At 60.5% G+C, this 19340-nt stretch carries 16 protein-coding genes and 1 tRNA gene; 8 read left to right on the top strand and 9 right to left on the bottom strand.

Features of this window, described 5'->3' with window-relative positions:
- Positions 1 to 65 precede the first annotated feature (65 nt).
- The 7 genes from soil367_RS00155 to soil367_RS00125 form a co-directional block, all read right to left on the bottom strand.
- A complete protein-coding gene (locus tag soil367_RS00155; protein ID WP_136545770.1) occupies positions 66 to 944 on the bottom strand; it encodes a flagellar motor protein MotB in 879 nt (292 codons plus the stop codon).
- Between the two features lies 1 nt (position 945).
- Positions 946 to 1719: a motility protein A gene (locus tag soil367_RS00150; RefSeq protein ID WP_136545768.1), complete on the bottom strand. Its 774-nt coding sequence runs from the start codon at positions 1717 to 1719 to the stop codon at positions 946 to 948.
- Between the two features lie 101 nt (positions 1720 to 1820).
- Positions 1821 to 2636 (bottom strand): shikimate dehydrogenase, encoded by an 816-nt coding sequence (aroE, locus tag soil367_RS00145; RefSeq protein ID WP_136545765.1) that lies wholly within the window; start codon positions 2634 to 2636, stop codon positions 1821 to 1823.
- Positions 2637 to 2638: 2 nt separating this feature from the next.
- Complete coding sequence (gene hemF, locus soil367_RS00140; RefSeq protein WP_136545763.1) at positions 2639 to 3577, bottom strand: oxygen-dependent coproporphyrinogen oxidase; 939 nt, start codon at positions 3575 to 3577, stop codon at positions 2639 to 2641.
- 117 nt (positions 3578 to 3694) lie between these two features.
- On the bottom strand, positions 3695 to 4267 hold the full coding sequence (tsaC, locus tag soil367_RS00135) for an L-threonylcarbamoyladenylate synthase type 1 TsaC (RefSeq protein WP_136545761.1): 573 nt from the start codon (positions 4265 to 4267) through the stop codon (positions 3695 to 3697).
- Positions 4249 to 5460 carry a DNA-processing protein DprA gene (gene dprA, locus soil367_RS00130; RefSeq protein ID WP_136545759.1) on the bottom strand — a complete coding sequence of 404 codons (1212 nt, stop codon included), beginning with the start codon at positions 5458 to 5460 and terminating at the stop codon, positions 4249 to 4251. The genes tsaC and dprA overlap by 19 nt, the downstream gene beginning before the upstream one ends.
- A 231-nt stretch (positions 5461 to 5691) precedes the next feature.
- Complete coding sequence (locus tag soil367_RS00125) at positions 5692 to 6720, bottom strand: LysM peptidoglycan-binding domain-containing protein (protein ID WP_246065429.1); 1029 nt, start codon at positions 6718 to 6720, stop codon at positions 5692 to 5694.
- A 515-nt stretch (positions 6721 to 7235) separates the two neighbouring features.
- On the opposite strand from soil367_RS00125, the gene def reads away from it, so the two are divergent.
- From def to trkA, 4 genes are all read left to right on the top strand, one after another.
- A complete protein-coding gene (gene def / locus soil367_RS00120; RefSeq protein WP_136545757.1) occupies positions 7236 to 7739 on the top strand; it encodes a peptide deformylase in 504 nt (167 codons plus the stop codon).
- A gap of 103 nt (positions 7740 to 7842) precedes the next feature.
- Entirely contained in the window at positions 7843 to 8790 is a 948-nt protein-coding gene (fmt, locus tag soil367_RS00115; protein WP_425459988.1) for a methionyl-tRNA formyltransferase, read from the top strand.
- Positions 8787 to 10139 carry a 16S rRNA (cytosine(967)-C(5))-methyltransferase RsmB gene (gene rsmB, locus soil367_RS00110; RefSeq protein ID WP_136545753.1) on the top strand — a complete coding sequence of 451 codons (1353 nt, stop codon included), beginning with the start codon at positions 8787 to 8789 and terminating at the stop codon, positions 10137 to 10139. The genes fmt and rsmB overlap by 4 nt, the downstream gene beginning before the upstream one ends.
- 100 nt (positions 10140 to 10239) lie before the next feature.
- Complete coding sequence (gene trkA, locus soil367_RS00105) at positions 10240 to 11613, top strand: Trk system potassium transporter TrkA (protein ID WP_136545751.1); 1374 nt, start codon at positions 10240 to 10242, stop codon at positions 11611 to 11613.
- An 88-nt stretch (positions 11614 to 11701) separates the two neighbouring features.
- Here trkA and soil367_RS00100 read toward each other — a convergent pair whose 3' ends face one another.
- On the bottom strand, positions 11702 to 12562 hold the full coding sequence (locus tag soil367_RS00100) for an alpha/beta fold hydrolase (RefSeq protein ID WP_136545749.1): 861 nt from the start codon (positions 12560 to 12562) through the stop codon (positions 11702 to 11704).
- 200 nt (positions 12563 to 12762) lie between these two features.
- Between soil367_RS00100 and glyQ the strand changes: the two genes are divergently transcribed.
- From glyQ to soil367_RS00080, 4 genes are all read left to right on the top strand, one after another.
- Complete coding sequence (glyQ, locus tag soil367_RS00095) at positions 12763 to 13716, top strand: glycine--tRNA ligase subunit alpha (RefSeq protein ID WP_216642796.1); 954 nt, start codon at positions 12763 to 12765, stop codon at positions 13714 to 13716.
- A gap of 1 nt (position 13717) precedes the next feature.
- Positions 13718 to 15799 carry a glycine--tRNA ligase subunit beta gene (gene glyS, locus soil367_RS00090; RefSeq protein ID WP_136545745.1) on the top strand — a complete coding sequence of 694 codons (2082 nt, stop codon included), beginning with the start codon at positions 13718 to 13720 and terminating at the stop codon, positions 15797 to 15799.
- A gap of 12 nt (positions 15800 to 15811) precedes the next feature.
- The gene (gmhB, locus tag soil367_RS00085; protein WP_136545743.1) at positions 15812 to 16354 is read left to right on the top strand and encodes a D-glycero-beta-D-manno-heptose 1,7-bisphosphate 7-phosphatase; all 543 of its coding nucleotides are present in this window, start codon (positions 15812 to 15814) and stop codon (positions 16352 to 16354) included.
- Between the two features lie 79 nt (positions 16355 to 16433).
- Positions 16434 to 16510, top strand: a tRNA-Pro gene (locus tag soil367_RS00080).
- A 396-nt stretch (positions 16511 to 16906) separates the two neighbouring features.
- On the opposite strand, the gene gyrB is transcribed toward soil367_RS00080, so the two are convergent.
- Positions 16907 to 19321 (bottom strand): DNA topoisomerase (ATP-hydrolyzing) subunit B, encoded by a 2415-nt coding sequence (gene gyrB, locus soil367_RS00075; protein WP_136545741.1) that lies wholly within the window; start codon positions 19319 to 19321, stop codon positions 16907 to 16909.
- Between the last annotated feature and the right edge of the window lie 19 nt (positions 19322 to 19340).

Here is a 19340-nt window from a genome sequence, read left to right as displayed (position 1 = left end):
AAAGCGTCACAGTATACCTGCCTATACCGTCAGCGTTAATCGCAGCCATTGCCGGTCATCAGACGCTACTCGCCAGCCGCGGGCGCGATCCCCGGCGCATCCTCAAAAAGCTGACCGCAGCTGGGCTCATAAATGCTGATGTCGACCCTTCGATTGAGGGCGCGATTGCTGGCGCTGTCATTCGGCACCAGGGGCTGGGTTTCGGCGTGCCCCGCGGCCATCACTCGCCGGGCCTCTATGCGCCGGTCCAGGACCAGCTGGTGCACCACGGACACAGCCCGGGCGGCGGACAGGTCCCAGTTGGAGCGGTAGCGCGAGCTGATAATGGGTAGATCGTCGCTGTGACCGCCAACGACAATCTCACCGCTGCACTGGCTCAGGGCGTCGACGATCCTGTCTATTATTGGCTGCACCTGGGGCTTGATCGTGGCAGCCCCCGAGGGGAATGTGGCTTCTTCTGAAAAGCGGACTACGACCCGGCGTTGATCATAATTCACCGCCAGTCGCCCGGCGGCGACCTCCTCCTCCAACTGGCCGATCAGCACCGATGCCAGCTGTTCGACACCGGGTGCGACGGCTGACTGCCAGCCGACGGCACCGAGGGGCAGTCCGGCCACGATCTGGGGCACGGATTGGGCGGTGGCTATCGTCACGCCCGCGCTGGGCTCAACGCCGCCAGAGAGAGCGCCAGCCTGTTGAACGGCTGCTTCAGTGCCAGATCCGGGTTCAGTGCCAGTTCCGGGCAGCGTTGTCTGCAGTGGCTGGGTGCCGAATGCCGCGCCCATGGAGTTGATCATGGCCCGGTACTTTTCCGCATCAATTTCAGAAAACGACAGCAGGAGGATAAAAAACGTCAGCAACAGCATCATCAGATCGGCAAAGGTCATCAGCCAGGACGGCTGCCCGGCGGCGGCGCCACGCTTGCGTCCCAAAAGAACGGCCATTTCAGCGATTCGCTTCGGGCTGGAGTTTGCCGCGCTGTTCCGGCGTCAGGTAGGCGCTCAGAAGTTCCGTCATCAGGCGCGGGTTCTGGCCCTTCATGATGTTCAGCATGCTGACGTGAACGACCATCATGTTGCGTTGCGCCTCGACCGCTTTGAGCTGGAGCTTGTCGGCCAGGGGTAGGGCGACAAGCTGCGCGATCAGTGCGCCATAAAACGTTGTCAGCAGCGCCACCGCCATGGCCGGGCCAATGGAACCAGGGTCAGCCATGTTATTGAGCATCTGTACCAGGCCTACCAGGGTTCCCAGCATGCCCAGTGCCGGCGCCGAGTCGCCGATACCGCGAAAGACCCGCTCAGCCACATCGTAACGCTCCAGGGTCTGCTGCATTTCCTGTAGCAGGGCCTCGTCGATGAACTCCGGCGGGTGACCGTCAACGGCGAGATTGATGGCTTTGCGCAGGTAGGGCTCGTCGGTCTGGTAATCCTCGAGCCCCAGAATGCCCTCCTTGCGCACCAGATTGGCCAGCTCACGGACTTGCCCGACCAGCACCACGGGGCTGACCGTACGATCAGTGAAGGCTGTACGCACGGCCAGCGCAAAGGCCTCCTTCACGGAATGAAGGCGGTATTTGATGAGGGTAACCGAAAAAGTGCCGAATACCACGATCGCGAGACCGGGCAGGTTCATGAACGCGCCCAGGTCAGAGCCGGCCAGGATAGCCAGGGCCACGACCGAGACACCGGCAATCAGACCAACAAGCGTCAGGATGTCCATGCTGAAACCGAGTAGGAGGAACGGGACGGTTTCAGAAGGATAGTCCAAAGCGGCCGATTTAGCAGGCGCCGGCTCGGCCGATTCTCACTCGGTACAACGCCTCAGGATGAACGCAAGGCCTTGATAACTGGCTCGGTCTCGGGTCTGCGGTGCCGCCACAGGAAGAAAGATTCAGCGGCCTGTTCCACCAGCATGCCGAGCCCGTCTATTACCCGGCTCGCTCCCTGGCCCAGAGCCCAGCGATTGAATACGGTAGTGTCCTGGCTGTACATCATGTCGTAGCAGAGGGTGTTGGCGTCGAGCGCACTGCTGGGGATAGGCGGAACACTTCCGGCGAGACTGGCACTGGTGCCGTTGATGATGAGATCGAACGGGCCGACCACCTCGCTGAATTCGCTGGCACTGACGGTCCCATAAGTTTCGAAAAGCTTTGCCAGGTCCTGGGCCCGGCTGAGTGTACGGTTGGCAATGACCAACTCCGCGGGGTGCTGCTCAAGCAAGGGCCCAAGCACACCCCGCACCGCGCCGCCTGCGCCCAGCACCAGCACCCGCTGGGCTTTGACTTGCGCGTCGTTGTTTTCGCAGAGGTCAGTGACAAGCCCGACGCCATCGGTATTGTCGCCCAGCAGCATGCCCTGGGCGTCGGGGTAGAGTGTGTTAACCGCGCCCGCCAGCCGGGCACGATCGGTCAACCTTTCGGCCAGGGCATAGGCTTCCTGCTTGAACGGCACCGTCACATTAAGCCCGCAGCCGCCATCGCGGAAGAATGAGCGCGCGGTATCGGCAAACCCGTCCTCCGGCGCCTGGATGGCGATATAGTTGACGTTCTCACCGGTCTGGCGGGCAAAAAGACCGTGAATCAACGGTGATTTGCTATGGCTGACCGGATGGCCGATAACCGCATAGAGATCGCTCATCGTCAGGCTCCGTGAGTGGCATGGTTCGGTTCATCCAACCAGTCGCGCCCGGTCAGAAAGTACGAGGTCAGTTTCTCTTCAGCACTGTCCGGCTCGGGCCGGTGGTTGTATTCCCAGCGCACCAGGGGGGGTAGCGACATGAGGATGGACTCGGTTCGCCCGCCCGACTGAAGCCCGAACAGCGTCCCCCGGTCGTAGACCAGGTTGAACTCCACATAGCGGCCGCGCCGGTATAGCTGGAACTGGCGCTCACGTTCCCCGTAAGGATGATTCCGCCGCCGCTGCACTATGGGGCGATAGGCGGGCAGAAAGCTGTCGCCCACGGCCTGCATGAACGCAAAATCCTGCTCAAACCCGTGTTCGTTGAGATCGTCAAAGAAGAGGCCACCGATGCCCCGCGGCTCGTTCCGGTGTTTGAGGTAAAAGTACTCGTCGCACCAGGCCTTGTAGCGGCGATAGGTATCGCGCCCGAACGGCTGGCAGGCCTCTGCGGCGACCTGGTGCCAGTGAACACAGTCCGCGTCGAACCCGTAGTATGGCGTCAGGTCGTAGCCTCCCCCAAACCACCACAACGGTGCCTCACCGGGCTTCTCGGCAATAAAGAAACGCACATTGGCATGGGAGGTCGGGATATAGGGATTTTCAGGGTGAAGCACCAGTGACACGCCCATGGCCTGCCAAGGGGCACCGGCCAGTTCCGGCCGATGTGCTGTGGCCGAGGCCGGTAACGTATTACCCATCACGTGGGAATAGTTCACGCCGCCCTTTTCGAAGACGCTCCCGCCGGTAATCACGCGGCTGCGCCCGCCGCCGCCTTCGGACCGCTGCCAGGTTTCCTCGACAAAGTCGGCGCCGCCGTCCAGCTGCGACAGCCCGATACAGAGGTTGTCCTGAAGCGCTTCCAGGTAGGCGCGGACGCGTTCGGGATCCGGGTTGGACATGGCAGGCACCTCTGGCACGGACTACGGGCGAAGAATGATTGAGCCGTGGCTCAGTCGAGCCGAAAAGATTATCACGCAACGGGGGCTTTTGAATCACTTTGGGAGGCGCCTGAATTATTAGCGCCCTCTCAGGTATCGCCCCGACGACAGTTCCAGGATGGGGCTGGGCCCTGTTTGCTGATCCGGATGCCCGACCATGAACGTCTGTACGCGCTGGTTAAAATACCGCCGGGCCGCAAAGGCAGTTGTCGCTGGTGGCCGTCCCGAAGGGTTGCACGAGGTCGAGACGATCGGCCCGCCAAAAGCCCGACAGAGAGCAACGACCGATGGATGCCGGCTGACCCTGACGGCTACGGCGTCGTGCCTGCCGCGAATCCAGTCCGGTACCTGACGCTCAAGATCGGGCAGGATGCAGGTTACAAAACCGGGCCAGAGGGATTCAGCCTTCGCGCGCAGCTCATCCGGCAGGGGTGCCAGCAGATGGGCCACCTGAGCCAGGTCAGCCGCGATCAGGATAACGCCTTTCTCCTTGGGCCGTTGCTTCAGCGCCAGCAGACGCTTCATCGCAGTCTCGTTGGCCGGGTCACAGCCGAGGCCCCAGACGGCCTCGGTCGGATAGGCAATCACATCGCCGGCTTTCAAGGCCATTGACGCCCGGCGCGCGTGCCAGGTCAGGGTCGGATTGGGCATCTGGTCTCGCTACAGTCAATGAAAGGTTCCGCGCGGGCAATGCTCGACGCAGGCACACGCCGGTAGCCGCCGGGTACCGCCTCGATATGTCCCTCCAGCTCAAGCTCCAGCAAGGCCTGCAAAAGGCTGCCTGCATCGAGCCCGGTCTGGGCCACGAGGTCGTCAGTGTCACGGGCGTCCAGGCCCAACTGCAACCAGACCTGGCCGGCAGTGCCTTGCGGTGCCTCGAGCATCAGACCAGCCGTTCCGGTCTCGGCTTGCGGCACCGGATCGCCGAAAGACAACGCAGGCGTCCAGGTGTTGAGCTCCGCCAGAATGTCATCCACAGTCTCCACCAGGCAGGCACCGTCGCGGATCAGCCTATGGCAGCCACGGGCCTGGGGATTATGGATCGACCCCGGTATGGCCAGCACATCGCGGCCCTGTTCCAGGGCCAGCCGGGCAGTGATCAGCGAGCCGCTGGCGAGGCTTGCCTCAACCACCAGTACGCCCTGGGCCAGGCCGCTGATTATACGATTGCGCCGGGGAAAATGCCCGGCTCGCGGTGGGCTGCCGGGCGGCAATTCTGCGACTATAGCGCCGCCGCCCGCGACGATGCGTTCGGCCAGATCCTTATGGTGGGCCGGGTACAGGGTGTCGATCCCCGTCCCCAGTACCGCTATTGTGGTGCCATCGCCATCCAGCGCGCCCTCATGGGCTGCGCCGTCTATGCCCAGCGCGAGCCCACTGGTGATCGCCAGCCGATGGCCAACGACGGCCCGGGCAAACTGCCGGGCATTGCTGAGCCCGTCCCTCGTGGCGCGACGACTGCCGACCACCGCGAGTTGTCTGCTGCCCAGGCATTCGACGTTACCCCGCACAAAGAGGGCGACGGGCGGGGTATGAATCTGCCGCAGGGCGGCGGGGTATCGTGGATCCGTCCAGGCCAGCAGTGTCACCTGCAAGTCTTCGCAGACACGCCCGGCCTGTTCTATACGCTGGAGAAAGGGATGGCTGAGATCCTGATTCTGCCATGCACGAACCGCCTCCTGGCCCGGCGAGCGAAGTCCGATGGCTTTCAGGTTGGAGGCTGAGGCGCTCAGAACGGCCAGCGGATCACCCCAATGGTCCAGCACTCGCTGCCAGAACTGCGGTCCCGCGTGGGGCAAAAGAGCCAGGGCCAGCCCACGGCGGGGCACTTCCCGTTCGTTCATAATCACGTCCCTGTCACTGGTGTTTGGGCTGCGGCTGGACCGTCAGCCTCGAGCGGGTCAGGCAGATTCCTTGCCTCGCCGAACCAGTTTACCCGAGCTGAGTTCCAGCTTCATTAGCGAACGTTGCATTGGTTGGTGCCCGGGGCCGGGTGGGCAGCAACCGACGGCGCAGCCCAAACGAAAAAAACCGCTACCGGACGATCGGTAGCGGTTATTCGAAACCCCGGGTTATCAGTTGGGGTTTCTGACTTCATCCAGCAGCGCCAGCGGTCGGGTCGCTTTCAACACCAGCCCGTAGCTCAGTTTTTCGTATGTCTGAAAGACCATCAGCAAGCCGGCACGCTCGGATGGCAGTTCGACCAGTTCCCGGGTATTGGGGTCTCGAATAACTTCTCCCTTCTTGAACACAGCCAGGACATCGCCGGGCTCAAGGCCTTCGCGGGCACCCCGATTGAGGGTAACCACGTCGTACTGGCCGATATTCTTGACGCCGCCATCTACCGCGATCATCACGCCGCGGATCTGTTCGTCCGGTGCGCTGGGCTCGAAATTGGTGGTGATCGGTGCGTCAGCCGTCGGCAGCAGCCGATCGTTCTGAACCACTTCTTCTTGGGTCTGGGTCAGATCCAGGCTGATAACTTCACCATCCTGAGATGCCACTTTGCCCTGGCCAACCGCTTTCGCTTCCAGTCCGAGGAACTCCTCAGTTTCGGGATCGTAATAGGCCTGGGAGCGGCGGAACACTCCCAGTACTTTCTGTCCCTTGCTTTTGCCACGGGCATACACTCGATCACCTGCGCCGCTGACCAGGCGTCCGTCACGCCCCTGGAGTACGTAGGGCGCGTTCGCCAGGTCTTCTTCAGCGACAATGCGGGTCTTGCCCAAAAAGGCTTCAATCGCATCAAGGGGAATGGTCGGTACGGGCGTCTGGATCGGCGTGGAGCGGACTTTCGGCGACAACCGGACGACACCTGGCTCGCTCTGGACTTTGGTGATCCGGGGCTGACCGTCAACGTACACCAGCGCCAGCGTATCGCCTGGATAGATCAGATGCGGATTGTCCACCTGCGGGTTGACCTGCCAGATTTCGGGCCAGTACCAGGGCTCATTCAGAAACCGTCCTGAAATATCCCAGAGCGTGTCCCCCTTGACCACGGTGTAACGGTCGGGGTGACCGTCGCGCAGCTCCGGTTCAGCCTGTGCCCCGGGACCCGCCAGCAGAAGCACCGCGGTAACGGTGCACAGCAATTTCCTCATCATCGCAATCCTTGGTAGATCGACTAATCTCTGGCCGGTTAACGGGGCGCGCTCAAAACAGCGGCAGCCCCCATCGGGCTGTAGTATTGCAGTTCGGATCGAAAACCCGGGAACAGCACCTTTAAAAATGGCCAAACCTACCTAACTATAGAATAGATCGGTGCAATTGCAGGCAAATTTGTCTTCTCTCCGGCCAGGCTTTAAGCCGAAGGCCCCGGGACCTCGTCGGAGCTGATCGATTTGTGCTCAACCTGGGACCTGGTAGATAATAAAGCCAGTGTCGCGCGCGGCTGGGTTGCCTGCCTCAGGCGTGTCGCTAAAGACTTTGGGCAAGGCGCTGGCCCGCCGGCAAGGTGGTCCCACGTCAAGGGAAAGCAACGTGGTCCCGGAGTCTTTAGCGACGCACCCTGCGGGAGCCCCATGGAATCGTGAGGGGAGCAATCAGCCGCACGGGACACCGATCGACGCGAGCGCTTTTCGCCTGCGGATCAGAAGACTTAACGTTAGAACTGGTGCCTATGATACTCGAGATTCTGGAATACCCCGATCCGCGCCTGCGGACGGTCGCCAAGCCAGTCACGAGCTTCGACGATAAGCTGCAGAAGCTGATCGACGACATGTTCGAGACCATGTATGACGCCCCGGGCATCGGCCTGGCCGCGACCCAGGTCAATGTCCATCGGCAATTGCTGGTTATGGATCTGTCCGATGACCGTAGCGCGCCACGGGTGTTTATCAACCCGAAGCTGGAAGTCCTCGAGGGCGAGCCCCAGGAGATGCAGGAAGGCTGCCTGTCCGTGCCCGGTTTCTATGAGAATGTGACCCGTGTCGATCACGTCCGGATCAAAGCGCAGGATCGCCACGGCCAAGCGTTTGAAGAAATCGCGACCGACCTTCTGGCTGTCTGCATTCAGCACGAGATGGACCACCTGAACGGTAAGCTGTTCGTGGACTACCTGAGCCCCCTGAAACGCACGCGCATTCGCAAGAAGCTGGAAAAACAGCATAAAATCCGGGCCTGAGCGCTGGATTCAACTGCTGGCGTCGACCAGGCGCCAGGTTTTGCCTTCATAGTCGACCCTTCGAGTCGAAACCTCCAAACCAGCTATCAACCCGCGGAGAACAATCTTGCGACTCGTTTTTGCAGGCACACCCGATTTTGCGGCGTCCAGCCTGCAAGCTCTGATCGATGCTGGCCATGAGCTGGCGGCAGTTTATACCCAACCTGATCGTCCCGCGGGCAGAGGTCGCAAGGCCCAGGCCAGCCCGGTCAAAACGCTGGCGCTGGCGCACGGGATACCCGTCGAGCAACCGGAAAACCTGAAGGACTCTGCCGCCCAGGCACGCCTCGCCGGTTACAAGGCCGACGCCATGATTGTCGCCGCCTACGGCCTGCTGTTGCCGCCACGGGTATTGACGCTACCGCGCCTGGGTTGTCTCAATGTCCACGCATCTCTTTTACCCCGGTGGCGCGGCGCTGCCCCCATCCAGCGCGCCATCGCGGCCGGCGATACCGAAACCGGAATTACGATCATGCAGATGGATGAAGGTCTCGACACCGGCGCCATGCTGCTGACCCGGGCTGTACCTATCAATGACAGAGATACCGGCGGCTCATTGCACGACCGTCTCGCCCAGGTGGGCGGCGAAGCACTGGTGGATGCGCTGCTGGGTCTGCAACAGGACGAACTGGTGCCCCAGGCCCAGGACGACACGCAGGCCGTGTACGCCCACAAACTGAACAAAGCCGAAGCTGCGATCGACTGGACGCGTTCGGCCCTGGCGCTGGAGCGCCAGATCCGCGCCTTCAACCCCTGGCCGGTCGCCTATACCGATGACGGCGACAACCGTATCCGCGTGCTTGAGGCCGCTGTGGTCGATCTACCGTCAGGCGCAGCTGATGCTCCGCCCGGGTGCGTGGTCAGCCGGGATCGCAATGGCATCGTGGTGCGCTGCGGTGAGGGTGCACTCAGCCTGATCAAGCTACAGCTTCCCGGGGGGCGTGCGCAGTCCGTGACTGATATCGTCAATGGCGGGAAACCGGTTCTGCAGCAGGGGGCGCTTTTACAATGACGCCTCCGAAAGGTACGCCGAACGGGCCTGGCACCCGCAAACCCGGCCTGCATGGTCGTGCCGTGCGGGTGCTGAGCCAGGTGGTAGAGCAGGGGCGTTCGCTCAACCAGTGCCTGCCGCCACAACTGATTGATTTGACACCTGCCGAGCGGGGCCGCCTGCAGGATTGGTGCTTCGGCACCTGCCGCTGGTGGTATCGCCTTAACCACGAGCTGGACAGCCGCCTTGAACGTCCGCTGCGTCGCAGCGATATGCCGGTCAAATACCTGCTGCTGCTGGGGCTCTATCAGCTGCGCTACAGCAAGACACCGCCTCACGCTGTGCTCAACGAATGCGTCGAGGGCTGCCGTGACCTGGGTTTCAAGCCGCTGACCGGACTGGTCAATGGCGTCCTGAGAAAGGCCCAGCGAGAAGGGGAGCCGGAACCGACCGACCCGGCCGTTATCCACAGTCATCCTGCCTGGATAGCCGATAAGCTCAAAGGCAATTGGGCCGAACAATGGATCGCGGTGATGGCGGCGAATAATCAGCACCCGCCGTTCACCCTGAGGGTCAATCTGCGTCAGGGCAGTCGGGAGGGTTACCTGCAAGAATTGACTGACGCAGGCCTGGAAGCCGAATCCTGTCAGTTTGCTCCGGCCGGGATCCGGCTGCGCAAAGCCGTACCGGTGGAGCAGCTACCGGGCTTCGCCGATGGCGCCGTCAGTGTGCAGGACGAAGCGGCCCAGCTCTGCGTTGGCCTGCTGGAACTCGCGCCCGGGCAACGCGTTCTGGACGCCTGCGCCGCCCCCGGCGGAAAAACCGCCGCCATTCTGGAAGCCGAACCCGCACTGGAGCGCCTGACAGCCGTGGATTCGGACGCCGACAGGCTGGAGCGCGTACGGGAGAACCTGCATCGACTGGTCCTCGACGCCGAGGTCGTCTGCGCCGATGCAGCGGCTGCCGCAGAGTGGGCTGACCCAGAGGGTTATGATCGCATCCTGCTTGATGCACCCTGTAGTGCCACTGGCGTGATCCGCCGCCACCCCGACATCAAACTGCTGCGCCGCGAGACCGACATTGCCCCGCTCGCGACACTCCAGCTCAGCCTCCTGAAAGCGCTCTGGCCTTTTCTCAAGCCAGGGGGGCGGCTTGTTTACGCCACCTGCTCGGTGTTTCCCCAGGAGAACAGCCGTATTGTCAGCCGTTTCCTCAATGCAACCGCCGATGCCCAACTGGTACCCTTGGCGGTAGACTGGGGGCTGGACACGGGCTATGGTCGGCAGCTGTTGCCCCAGGCTGAGGGTGCGGATGGCTTTTTCTATGCCTGCCTCAACAAGGCGCCCGGGCAACTTATCGCGGACCACTGATTAGCCAGACCAGTCAGACGGCGCAGCAGCCACATAATTTATCCTGGGCGTGAAAGGCGTGGCGCCTCTCGCGTCGTCAGGGTCAGAGGAAAGCAGGTCGATGAAGATAATCATCCTTGGCGCAGGTCAGGTAGGTGGCACGCTTGCTGAAAACCTTGCCAGCGAAGCCAACGACATCACGATCATCGACAGCGACAGTGGTCGGCTGCGTGAACTCCAGGACCGGCTCGACGTACGGACGGTGCAGGGCCGGGGGTCCTACCCGAACATACTGCGGCAGGCCGGGGCCGATGACGCGGACATGCTGATCGCCGTCACCAACAGCGATGAAGTCAACATGGTGGCCTGCCAGATTGCCTCCTCGCTGTTCCGTACGCCCACCAAGATCAGCCGCGTGCGGGCCAACGCCTATCTTTCCCGCAAGGAGCTGTTCGGGCCGGGTGGCTTTCCCATCGACGTGCTGATCAGCCCGGAGCAGGTGGTCACCGAGCACATCACCCGGCTGATTGAGTATCCCGGTGCGTTGCAGGTGCTGGAATTTTCCAAGGGGCTGGTCCGGCTGGTCGCCATCCGCGCCACGCTGGGCGGGCCGCTGGTCGGGCATGAGCTTTCGTTCCTGCGCGAGCATATGCCGAATACCGATACCCGTGTCGCCGCCATTTTCCGTCGTGACCGTCCCATCATCCCCCAGGGCAGTACCGTGATTGAAGACGGCGATGAAATCTTCTTCATCGCCGGTGCCGACAACATCCGCAAGATCATGAGCGAGCTCCAGCCCCTGGAGAAACCTTACAAGCGCATTATGATTGCGGGTGGCGGTAACATCGGCCACCGGCTCGCCCATACGCTGGAAAGCCGCTACCAGGTCAAGATTATCGAGCGCGACTACGAGCGCTGCACCTATTTGGCCGAAAATCTCGACAAGGCCATCGTGCTACAGGGCAATACGGCCAACAAAGACTTGCTGGTTGAGGAGAACATCGAAAATACCGACGTCTTCTGCGCGGTCACCAACGACGATGAGGCCAATATCATGGCGTCACTCCTGGCCAAGCGCCTGGGCGTGCGCAAGGTGATGACCCTGATCAACAATCCCGACTACGTCGACCTGATCCAGGGCGGCGATATCGATGTCGCCATCTCACCCCAGCAGACGACCATCGGCAGTCTTCTGACCCACGTCCGCCGCGGCGACGTGGTTAACGTTCATGCGCTCCGGCGGGGGGCCGCCGAGGCGATCGAGGCAATCGCCCATGGTGACCACCGCAGTTCCAAGGTCGTAGGCAAGCGGCTGGACGAGATCTCCCTACCCGAGGGCACTACCATCGGCGCCATTGTCCGGCATAACGACGTGTTGATTGCCCACGATCACGTACGCATCCAGCCCGACGATCACGTTATTCTCTTCCTGGTTGACCGTACCCGTATCCGGGAAGTAGAGCGTCTGTTCCAGGTCGGTCTGACGTTCTTCTAAGGGCTTTCAGTACATTGGGGCCTTTCACTACATCGGGGGCTGTCAGCACATCGGAAGCAAAACCGTGCTGATGACTTCTTTTGCAGCGCTACCGGCTCAAGGCGGCCATCCATTCGTGTTGGAACCCATTCAGGAACGGAAAAAAATGGCCTTCGCCATCAATACGCCGCAAATCACATTGAGGTAGCCGTCGGTTCAGATCCTCCCCGTTTTCACGTACCACAATCGGGTCGTCCTGGCCCTGGTAAAGCATGACCGGCGCCTGCACGTCCTTAAGTCGGAAACCCCAGTCACGGTACTGCAGCGCAAAGTCCTGCCTGGCGCCGGAGGTCCCCTGCCGGAACGCCTCGGTCTGGGCCGCCATGAAGACCCGCCGGAAGGCCGCCTGCGAGAGAATCTCACGGTCTGCAGGTGAACAGAGCCTGCGCAGGTAAAACAGATAGACCCAGGGTAACAGGCGTTCAGTCCAGCCAGCGACCCGGATCAGACCGACCAGCACCTCAACCAGGCGCCCCCGGGTAAAGCGGGTGTGGCGGGCAAACGGCTTGACCAGGCTATCCTCGAGACCGGCTTCATAGAAGTGCGTATAGCTCGCCATGATCGAAACGCCGGTTATGCGCTCGGGCACGAGGGCAGCCATCGCCAGCGCCATCGGTCCGCCGCTCGACCAGCCGGCGTGGTGACACCTGGGGACGTGCAGATGGTCCATAAGGCGGCAGAAGTGCGGTACCAGGTCGGCGATGCGATTCAGGGCAGTGAAAGGCGTCGCGCCGATGCCGGGCCGGTCCGGCACGATGAGGCGGACGTCGTTGCGCCGGGCCTGGTCGTGCAACCATGCGGCTTCTGTATGGGCGCCGGGCATGCCGTGGTGGTATATGACCGGCAGACCGTTGGGCGCGCCGTATTCACGCCACCCGAAAAGGGGCGCTGATGCAGGTTCCTGCGTCATCGTTTGGGGCTCTTCCTTTTGACCCGGGAATTACACGCTCTGGTGAACCGTGGTGGGTGCGGCCCGAGGGCACGGACCGCAAATCAGATCGACGGTTTCGAAAGTAAGCGCCAGGAAGAGTATAATACCCGGCTTCCAATTGCAGGCCCCATTCCCGTGGGTCTGCCGCTCGAATAAGCCAGGGGTACCGCGTGACTGAGTTGGCCAAACCCGATGTAAAAACCTTCCAGGGGCTGATACTTGCTCTCCAGCAGTTCTGGGCAGAACGCGGCTGCGTCGTGCTGCAGCCGCTGGATATGGAAGTGGGCGCCGGTACCTTCCACCCTGCGACATTCCTTCGCGCTATCGGGCCCGAAAGCTGGCACGCGGCTTACGTGCAACCCAGTCGTCGTCCAACGGATGGCCGTTATGGCGAGAACCCTAACCGGCTGCAGCATTACTATCAGTTCCAGGTGGTGCTCAAACCTTCGCCGCCCGATATCCAGGAGCTTTACCTGGACTCCCTGCGGGCTCTTGGCATCGACCCTCTGGTCCATGATATCCGCTTCGTCGAGGATAACTGGGAGTCCCCCACGCTGGGCGCCTGGGGGCTCGGATGGGAAGTCTGGCTCAATGGCATGGAAGTGACCCAGTTTACCTACTTCCAGCAGGCTGGCGGTCTTGAATGCTTCCCGGTGACGGGTGAGATTACGTACGGGCTGGAACGCATCGCCATGTACCTGCAGGGTGTCGACAGTGTCTACGATCTGGTCTGGACGCACGGTCCCGAAGGCGACGTCACCTACGGTGATGTGTTCAAGCAGAACGAGATCGAAATGTCGGCCTACAACTTCGAGCAGGCCGATACCGAATTCCTGTTCCACGCTTTTGACGTTCACGAGCGTGAGAGCCAGCGGCTGATCGAGGTCGGCCTGCCATTGCCGGCCTATGAGCAGGTCCTGAAAGCGTCGCACACTTTCAATCTCCTGGATGCCCGCCACGCCATCTCCGTCACCGAGCGCCAGCGCTTTATCCTGCGCGTTCGCTCATTGGCGCGCGCCGTTGCCCAGGCCTATTTCAACCGCCGTCTTGAACTTGGCTTTCCGCTCGCGCCTGAAGCCCTGAGGCAGGAAGCACTAAAGCAGGCAGAAAACGCCAAGGGAGAGGAAAAGTAACATGGCCAAGCATGATTTTCTGGTTGAGATTGGTACTGAAGAACTACCGCCCAAAGCGCTGCTCCAGCTTTCAAACGCGTTCACCCAAGGCATCACCGATGGCTTGACTGAGGCTGGCGTTTCCTTTGCCGGGGTAGAGTCATTTGCCGCGCCCCGCCGGTTGGCCGTCCGTATTGTTGACGTCGCCGACAGCCAGCCCGATAAGCCGGTAGAAAAAAGAGGTCCCGCCGTCAAAGCTGCGTTCGACGAAGCCGGCAACCCCACCCGGGCACTCGAGGGTTTCGCCGGCTCCCTCGACATCACCGTGGACCAGCTCGATACCCTTGAGACCGACAAAGGCGCCTGGGTTGTCTATCGCAGCGTCGAGAAAGGCCAGGCCACGGTCAGCCTGCTACCGGGGCTGGTTAGCCAATCCCTTGCACGCCTGCCCATTCCCAAACGCATGCGTTGGGGTTCCAGCCGGGTTGAGTTCGTGCGCCCGGCCCAGTGGGTCGTCATGCTCTACGGCAGCGATGTGGTCGACTGCGAGATTCTCGGCTTGACGACCGGCCGTGAGACCCGCGGTCACCGCTTCCACTGCCGCCAGAAACTGATCATCCCGACACCGGGCGACTACGAGCTGGTTCTTAAAAGCCAAGGACATGTACTGGCCGATTTCAACGAGCGGCGCGACCTGATTCGTGCCGGAGTCGAACGTCTGGCCCAGGAGCAGGGCGGCACCGCGGTCATAGACCCTGACCTGCTGGACGAGGTCACGGCGCTCAACGAATGGCCTGTGCCGCTGCTCGGCACGTTTGAGGACCGCTTTCTCGAAGTTCCGGCGGAGGCTCTGGTGTCCTCCATGAAGGAGCACCAGAAATACTTCCACGTGGTCGGTAGCGACGGCGTTATGCTGCCGCTGTTCATTACTGTCGCCAACATTGAGAGCAAGGACCCGGCCCAAGTTGTGGCAGGCAACGAAAAAGTGATCCGTCCGCGGCTATCCGATGCCGCGTTTTTCTTTGAGACCGACCGTAAAACGCCACTGATCGACCAGGCTGAACGTCTCAAACCGATCGTCTTCCAGGAAAAGCTCGGTACGCTCTACGACAAAAGCATCCGGGTGGCCGCCCTGGCCCGGCAAATTGCTGAGGCGATTGGCGCCAATCCGGATCATGCCGAGAGAGCGGGGCGTTTGGGTAAAGCTGATCTGGTTACCGAGATGGTGCTGGAATTTCCAGAGCTCCAGGGCACGATGGGGACCTACTACGCCCGTCACGACGGCGAACCCGGCGATATCCCGGTAGCCATGGGCGAGCAATATCTGCCCCGCTTTGCCGGCGATTCGCTGCCTGAGACCCAACTCGGCTGTGCCCTGGCGCTGGCTGACCGTCTCGACTCCCTGGTTGGCCTTTTCGGTATCGACCAGCCGCCGTCCGGTACCCGTGACCCGTTCGCGCTGCGTCGCGCCGCGCTCGGCGTGCTTCGTATCATGGTAGAGCGCAAGCTCGACCTGGATCTGAGCGATTGCTGCCGCTGGGCCGCTGCCCAGCATATGGGGCTGACCGCGAGTGATCCGGTCAATGCTGTGGTCGACTACATCCTGGAACGCTTCCGGGCGATGGTTGAGGAAGCCGGTCAGCCGACCGAAGTCTTCCTGGCGGTCCATGCCCGCCGGCCGACCCGACCACTGGATTTCAGCCAGCGTCTCGCGGCCGTTGAGGCATTCCGTCAGATGCCGGCGGCCCAGGCGCTTGCCGCAGCCAACAAACGTGTCTCGAACATTCTGGCCAAACAGGGCCAGCAAGACGATACCGAAACAGCTGTTGACCCCTCTCTCTTACGGGAACCGGCCGAGCAGAGCCTCTTTGAGACGGTTCAGGCCCTATCGGAGAAAGTGGCACCACTGTTCGAGTCGGCGAACTATGGGCAGGCCCTGGCCGACCTGGCAGCGTTGCGCGAGCCCGTGGATCGTTTCTTCGACGAGGTCATGGTCATGGCGGAAGATACCCGGGTGCGTGACAACCGGCTGGCGCTCTTGACCCAGCTTCGGGCGTTGTTCCTCAAGGTCGCTGATATTTCATTGCTGCCTTCGGGAGCCTGAGGAGTCTTAACCGTGTTGGTAATCCTCGACCGGGATGGCGTGATCAACGCTTATGAGGAAGGGCAGTACGTGTGCAGCCTCGCTGAGTGGCAGCCGATACCTGGCAGCATCGAGGCAATCGCGAGGTTGTCCCGGGCCGGCTACCGGGTAGCGGTCGCGACCAACCAGTCTGGCATTGCCCGCGGCTACTTCAGCAGGGCCATGGTCGACGGTATCCACGAGCATCTGCAAGGCCTGGTTCAGGAGCAGGGCGGCCGAATCGACTACTTTGCGGTATGTCCCCACCATCCGGACGAGCAGTGCAGCTGCCGCAAACCCGAAACCGGCCTTTTGCGTGAAATACAGCAGCACTTCGGGCTCAGTAGCCTCTCCGGGAGCTGGATGCTGGGCGACAGCCGATCTGACCTTGAAGCGGCGCTAGCAGCCAGCGTCAAACCCGTGCTGGTGGCTACAGGTGGTGGCCAAGCGACACGGGCGAGCCTGGACAGCGAGCCTTTGGAAGGTGTCGAACTTACTGATAACCTTGCTTCTTTCGTCGAAACGTTACTGGGTTAGCCCTCATCTTTCTGGGCCAATTTCGCAACCAAAGGGTTTAGCGGAGTTCGGCTAGTGTGTATAATCATCCCGGCTTCATCGGCGTGTAGCGCAGCCTGGTAGCGCACTTCGTTCGGGACGAAGGGGTCGCAGGTTCAAATCCTGCCACGCCGACCAGTTTAGTTTGTAATATCCCCTCTATATCAAAAGCTTAGCTTGATAGCACCAGCTTGGCTTGATAGCACCGCGCAACTCCGCTATTGCCCTCTTTTATTGCCCTTAGCGCTCTACCTCCACTCTTTTAACAGACCCCCCATAAGTCGCTGAACCCGTCTTCCTGCGGACCAGGAGTTGGGAAGGCTTTGCCCGGCCGAAATACCATCGCCTTCAGCAACAAGGATTCGGCAGAGGTCGAATGGCGCTGCGGCACTGTAAAATCGGCTTATGTGTTGTGGAAAAATGCCACGAACCACGGCGTCCCTGAGCAGTCTGTGGAGCCTCGGGTAATGCTTCGGCCAAAAAAAATGGCCGCCTAAACGGCAGCCATTCCAGCGCTCTACAACGATTACCGAACTAAACGTCCAGATTGGTCACTTCGAGCGCATGGGTCTGGATGAAATTACGGCGGGGTTCAACCTCGTCACCCATCAGTGTCGTGAAGATCTGGTCTGCCGCGAAGGCGTCTTCGATGGTCACTTTCATCATGCGCCGCGTTTCAGGATCCATGGTTGTCTCCCACAGCTGGTCAGGATTCATCTCGCCCAGACCCTTGTAGCGCTGCACCCCAAGGCCGCGCTGGGCTTCTTTCATCAGCCACTCCAGCCCGCCGGCAAAGCTCAGTACGACCTGCTGGCGTTCACCCCGCTGGATGTAAGCGCCCTCCTCGATCAGACCTTCAAGCGTTTCGCCCAGCTTGGCGATCGCCCTGTAGGATGAGGATTCGAAGAAATCGTGGCTGAAGGTGTACTCGTAAGGAATACCGTGGACAAACAGGATCACCTTCGGCAGATAGATTTTTCGTTCGGGGTCTTCTGTTACAAAGAAGGTGAACTTGGTCCCGGTACGGGTATCCAGTACGAGTCGCTCTGCCAACGTGTTTACCCACGCCTCTACACGATCTCGGTAATTCAGGTCATCCCGGCTCAGCGTGCCATGGCTGATCATTTCCTTCAGCACCAATTCAGGATAGACCCTGGACAGGCGCTCGATGACAGCCATCACACCCTGGTATTCCTTGACCAGAGTTTCCAGCGCCGTGCCCGCCAGTGGTGGAGCCTCCGGATTAACGTAGAACTGGGCGCCATCCAGAGCAGACTGAGTCAGGTACGCCTGCATGGCCTTTTCGTCTTTGATGTATTGCTCCTGCTTGCCGCGCTTGACCTTGTACAAAGGCGGCATCGCGATAAAAACATGGCCCCGCTCAATAATTTCGCGCATCTGGCGAAAGAAGAAAGTCAAAAGCAGCGTGCGTATATGCGAGCCATCAACGTCAGCATCGGTCATGATGATGATACTGTGATAACGCAGCTTCTCCGGATTATATTCTTCCCTACCGATGCCACAGCCCAGCGCCGTGATAAGGGTGCCTACTTCCACCGACGATAGCATCTTGTCAAAGCGGGCTTTCTCGACGTTCAGTATCTTACCCTTGAGCGGCAGAATGGCCTGGGTCTTACGGTCGCGGCCCTGTTTGGCACTGCCGCCAGCGGAATCACCCTCCACGATGAACAGTTCAGATAGTGCAGGATCTTTCTCCTGGCAGTCAGCCAGTTTACCGGGGAGCCCAGCAATATCGAGCGCACCCTTGCGCCGCGTCATATCCCGCGCTTTCCGGGCCGCTTCCCGTGCCCGTGCGGCGTCAATCATCTTATTAACGATGATCTTGGCTTCCTGGGGGAATTCCTGCAGATAGTCGCCAAAGCACTGGTACATCTCCTGCTCAACCGCTGTTTTTACTTCGGAGGATACGAGCTTGTCTTTGGTTTGCGACGAGAACTTGGGGTCAGGCACTTTTACGCTGATGATCGCTGTCAGTCCCTCACGAGCATCATCTCCTGCCGTCGCTACTTTAGTTTTCTTGAGGATGCCTTCCTGTTCAATGTAACCGTTGAGAGAGCGGGTCAGTGCAGCGCGGAAGCCAGCAAGGTGTGTACCACCATCGCGCTGGGGGATATTGTTCGTGAACGTGTATATGTTTTCCTGAAAGGCATCATTCCACTGCATCGCCACTTCGACAGCGGTGCCATCCTCACGCTCCTTCATGAAGTGGAAAACCCGATTGATGGGGGTCTTATTCGTATTCAAATGCTCTACGAACGCCTTGAGCCCGCCGTCATACTGGAAAACTTCTTCTTTGCCGGAACGTTCGTCTTTCAGGACAATGCGTACGCCACTGTTAAGAAAAGCCAGCTCCCTCAGTCGCTTAGCGAGCAGATCAAAATGAAACTCGATATTGGAGAAGGTGTTCGGCGAAGGTACGAAGTGCACCTCTGTACCTGTACGGTCCGTGTCGCCCACCACCGCCAACGGTGCCGCCGGAACCCCTTCGTGGTAGGTTTGCTCGTGGACTTTACCGTCCCGGCGTATTGTTAGCTTAAGTGTGGCGGACAACGCGTTTACAACCGAAACCCCTACTCCGTGCAGTCCGCCCGATACCTTATAGGTATTGTCGTCAAACTTACCGCCTGCGTGAAGTACCGTCATAATGACTTCGGCAGCTGATACCTGTTCTTCTTCGTGCAGATCGACCGGAATGCCCCGTCCATCATCTCTGCAGGAGATCGACTCATCCGGATGGATAATGACGGAGATTTCGCTACAGTAGCCGGCTAGCGCTTCATCGATGGAGTTATCAACCACCTCAAAAACCATGTGGTGCAGCCCCGTTCCGTCGTCCGTATCACCGATGTACATTCCGGGACGTTTACGAACGGCATCCAGCCCCTTGAGGACTTTGATATTGGACGAGGTATAAGTTGATTCAGCCATTCACCGCTCCTAAAGCGAG

It is taken from the genome of Hydrocarboniclastica marina, from assembly GCF_004851605.1.
Classification (GTDB): domain Bacteria; phylum Pseudomonadota; class Gammaproteobacteria; order Pseudomonadales; family Oleiphilaceae; genus Hydrocarboniclastica; species Hydrocarboniclastica marina.
The sequence above is the reverse complement of the archived record's forward strand: the minus strand, read 5'-3'. Positions and strand labels throughout refer to the sequence as shown.

What these genes read in the sequence shown, in the direction of transcription:
- soil367_RS00155 (WP_136545770.1), bottom strand. Translation starts at nt 944, where the DNA reads ATGGCCGTTCTTTTGGGACGCAAGCGTGGCGCCGCCGCCGGGCAGCCG.
- soil367_RS00150 (WP_136545768.1), bottom strand. Translation starts at nt 1,719, where the DNA reads ATGGACATCCTGACGCTTGTTGGTCTGATTGCCGGTGTCTCGGTCGTG.
- aroE (WP_136545765.1), bottom strand. Translation starts at nt 2,636, where the DNA reads ATGAGCGATCTCTATGCGGTTATCGGCCATCCGGTCAGCCATAGCAAA.
- hemF (WP_136545763.1), bottom strand. Translation starts at nt 3,577, where the DNA reads ATGTCCAACCCGGATCCCGAACGCGTCCGCGCCTACCTGGAAGCGCTT.
- tsaC (WP_136545761.1), bottom strand. Translation starts at nt 4,267, where the DNA reads ATGCCCAATCCGACCCTGACCTGGCACGCGCGCCGGGCGTCAATGGCC.
- dprA (WP_136545759.1), bottom strand. Translation starts at nt 5,460, where the DNA reads ATGAACGAACGGGAAGTGCCCCGCCGTGGGCTGGCCCTGGCTCTTTTG.
- soil367_RS00125 (WP_246065429.1), bottom strand. Translation starts at nt 6,720, where the DNA reads ATGATGAGGAAATTGCTGTGCACCGTTACCGCGGTGCTTCTGCTGGCG.
- def (WP_136545757.1), top strand. Translation starts at nt 7,236, where the DNA reads ATGATACTCGAGATTCTGGAATACCCCGATCCGCGCCTGCGGACGGTC.
- rsmB (WP_136545753.1), top strand. Translation starts at nt 8,787, where the DNA reads ATGACGCCTCCGAAAGGTACGCCGAACGGGCCTGGCACCCGCAAACCC.
- trkA (WP_136545751.1), top strand. Translation starts at nt 10,240, where the DNA reads ATGAAGATAATCATCCTTGGCGCAGGTCAGGTAGGTGGCACGCTTGCT.
- soil367_RS00100 (WP_136545749.1), bottom strand. Translation starts at nt 12,562, where the DNA reads ATGACGCAGGAACCTGCATCAGCGCCCCTTTTCGGGTGGCGTGAATAC.
- glyS (WP_136545745.1), top strand. Translation starts at nt 13,718, where the DNA reads ATGGCCAAGCATGATTTTCTGGTTGAGATTGGTACTGAAGAACTACCG.
- gyrB (WP_136545741.1), bottom strand. Translation starts at nt 19,321, where the DNA reads ATGGCTGAATCAACTTATACCTCGTCCAATATCAAAGTCCTCAAGGGG.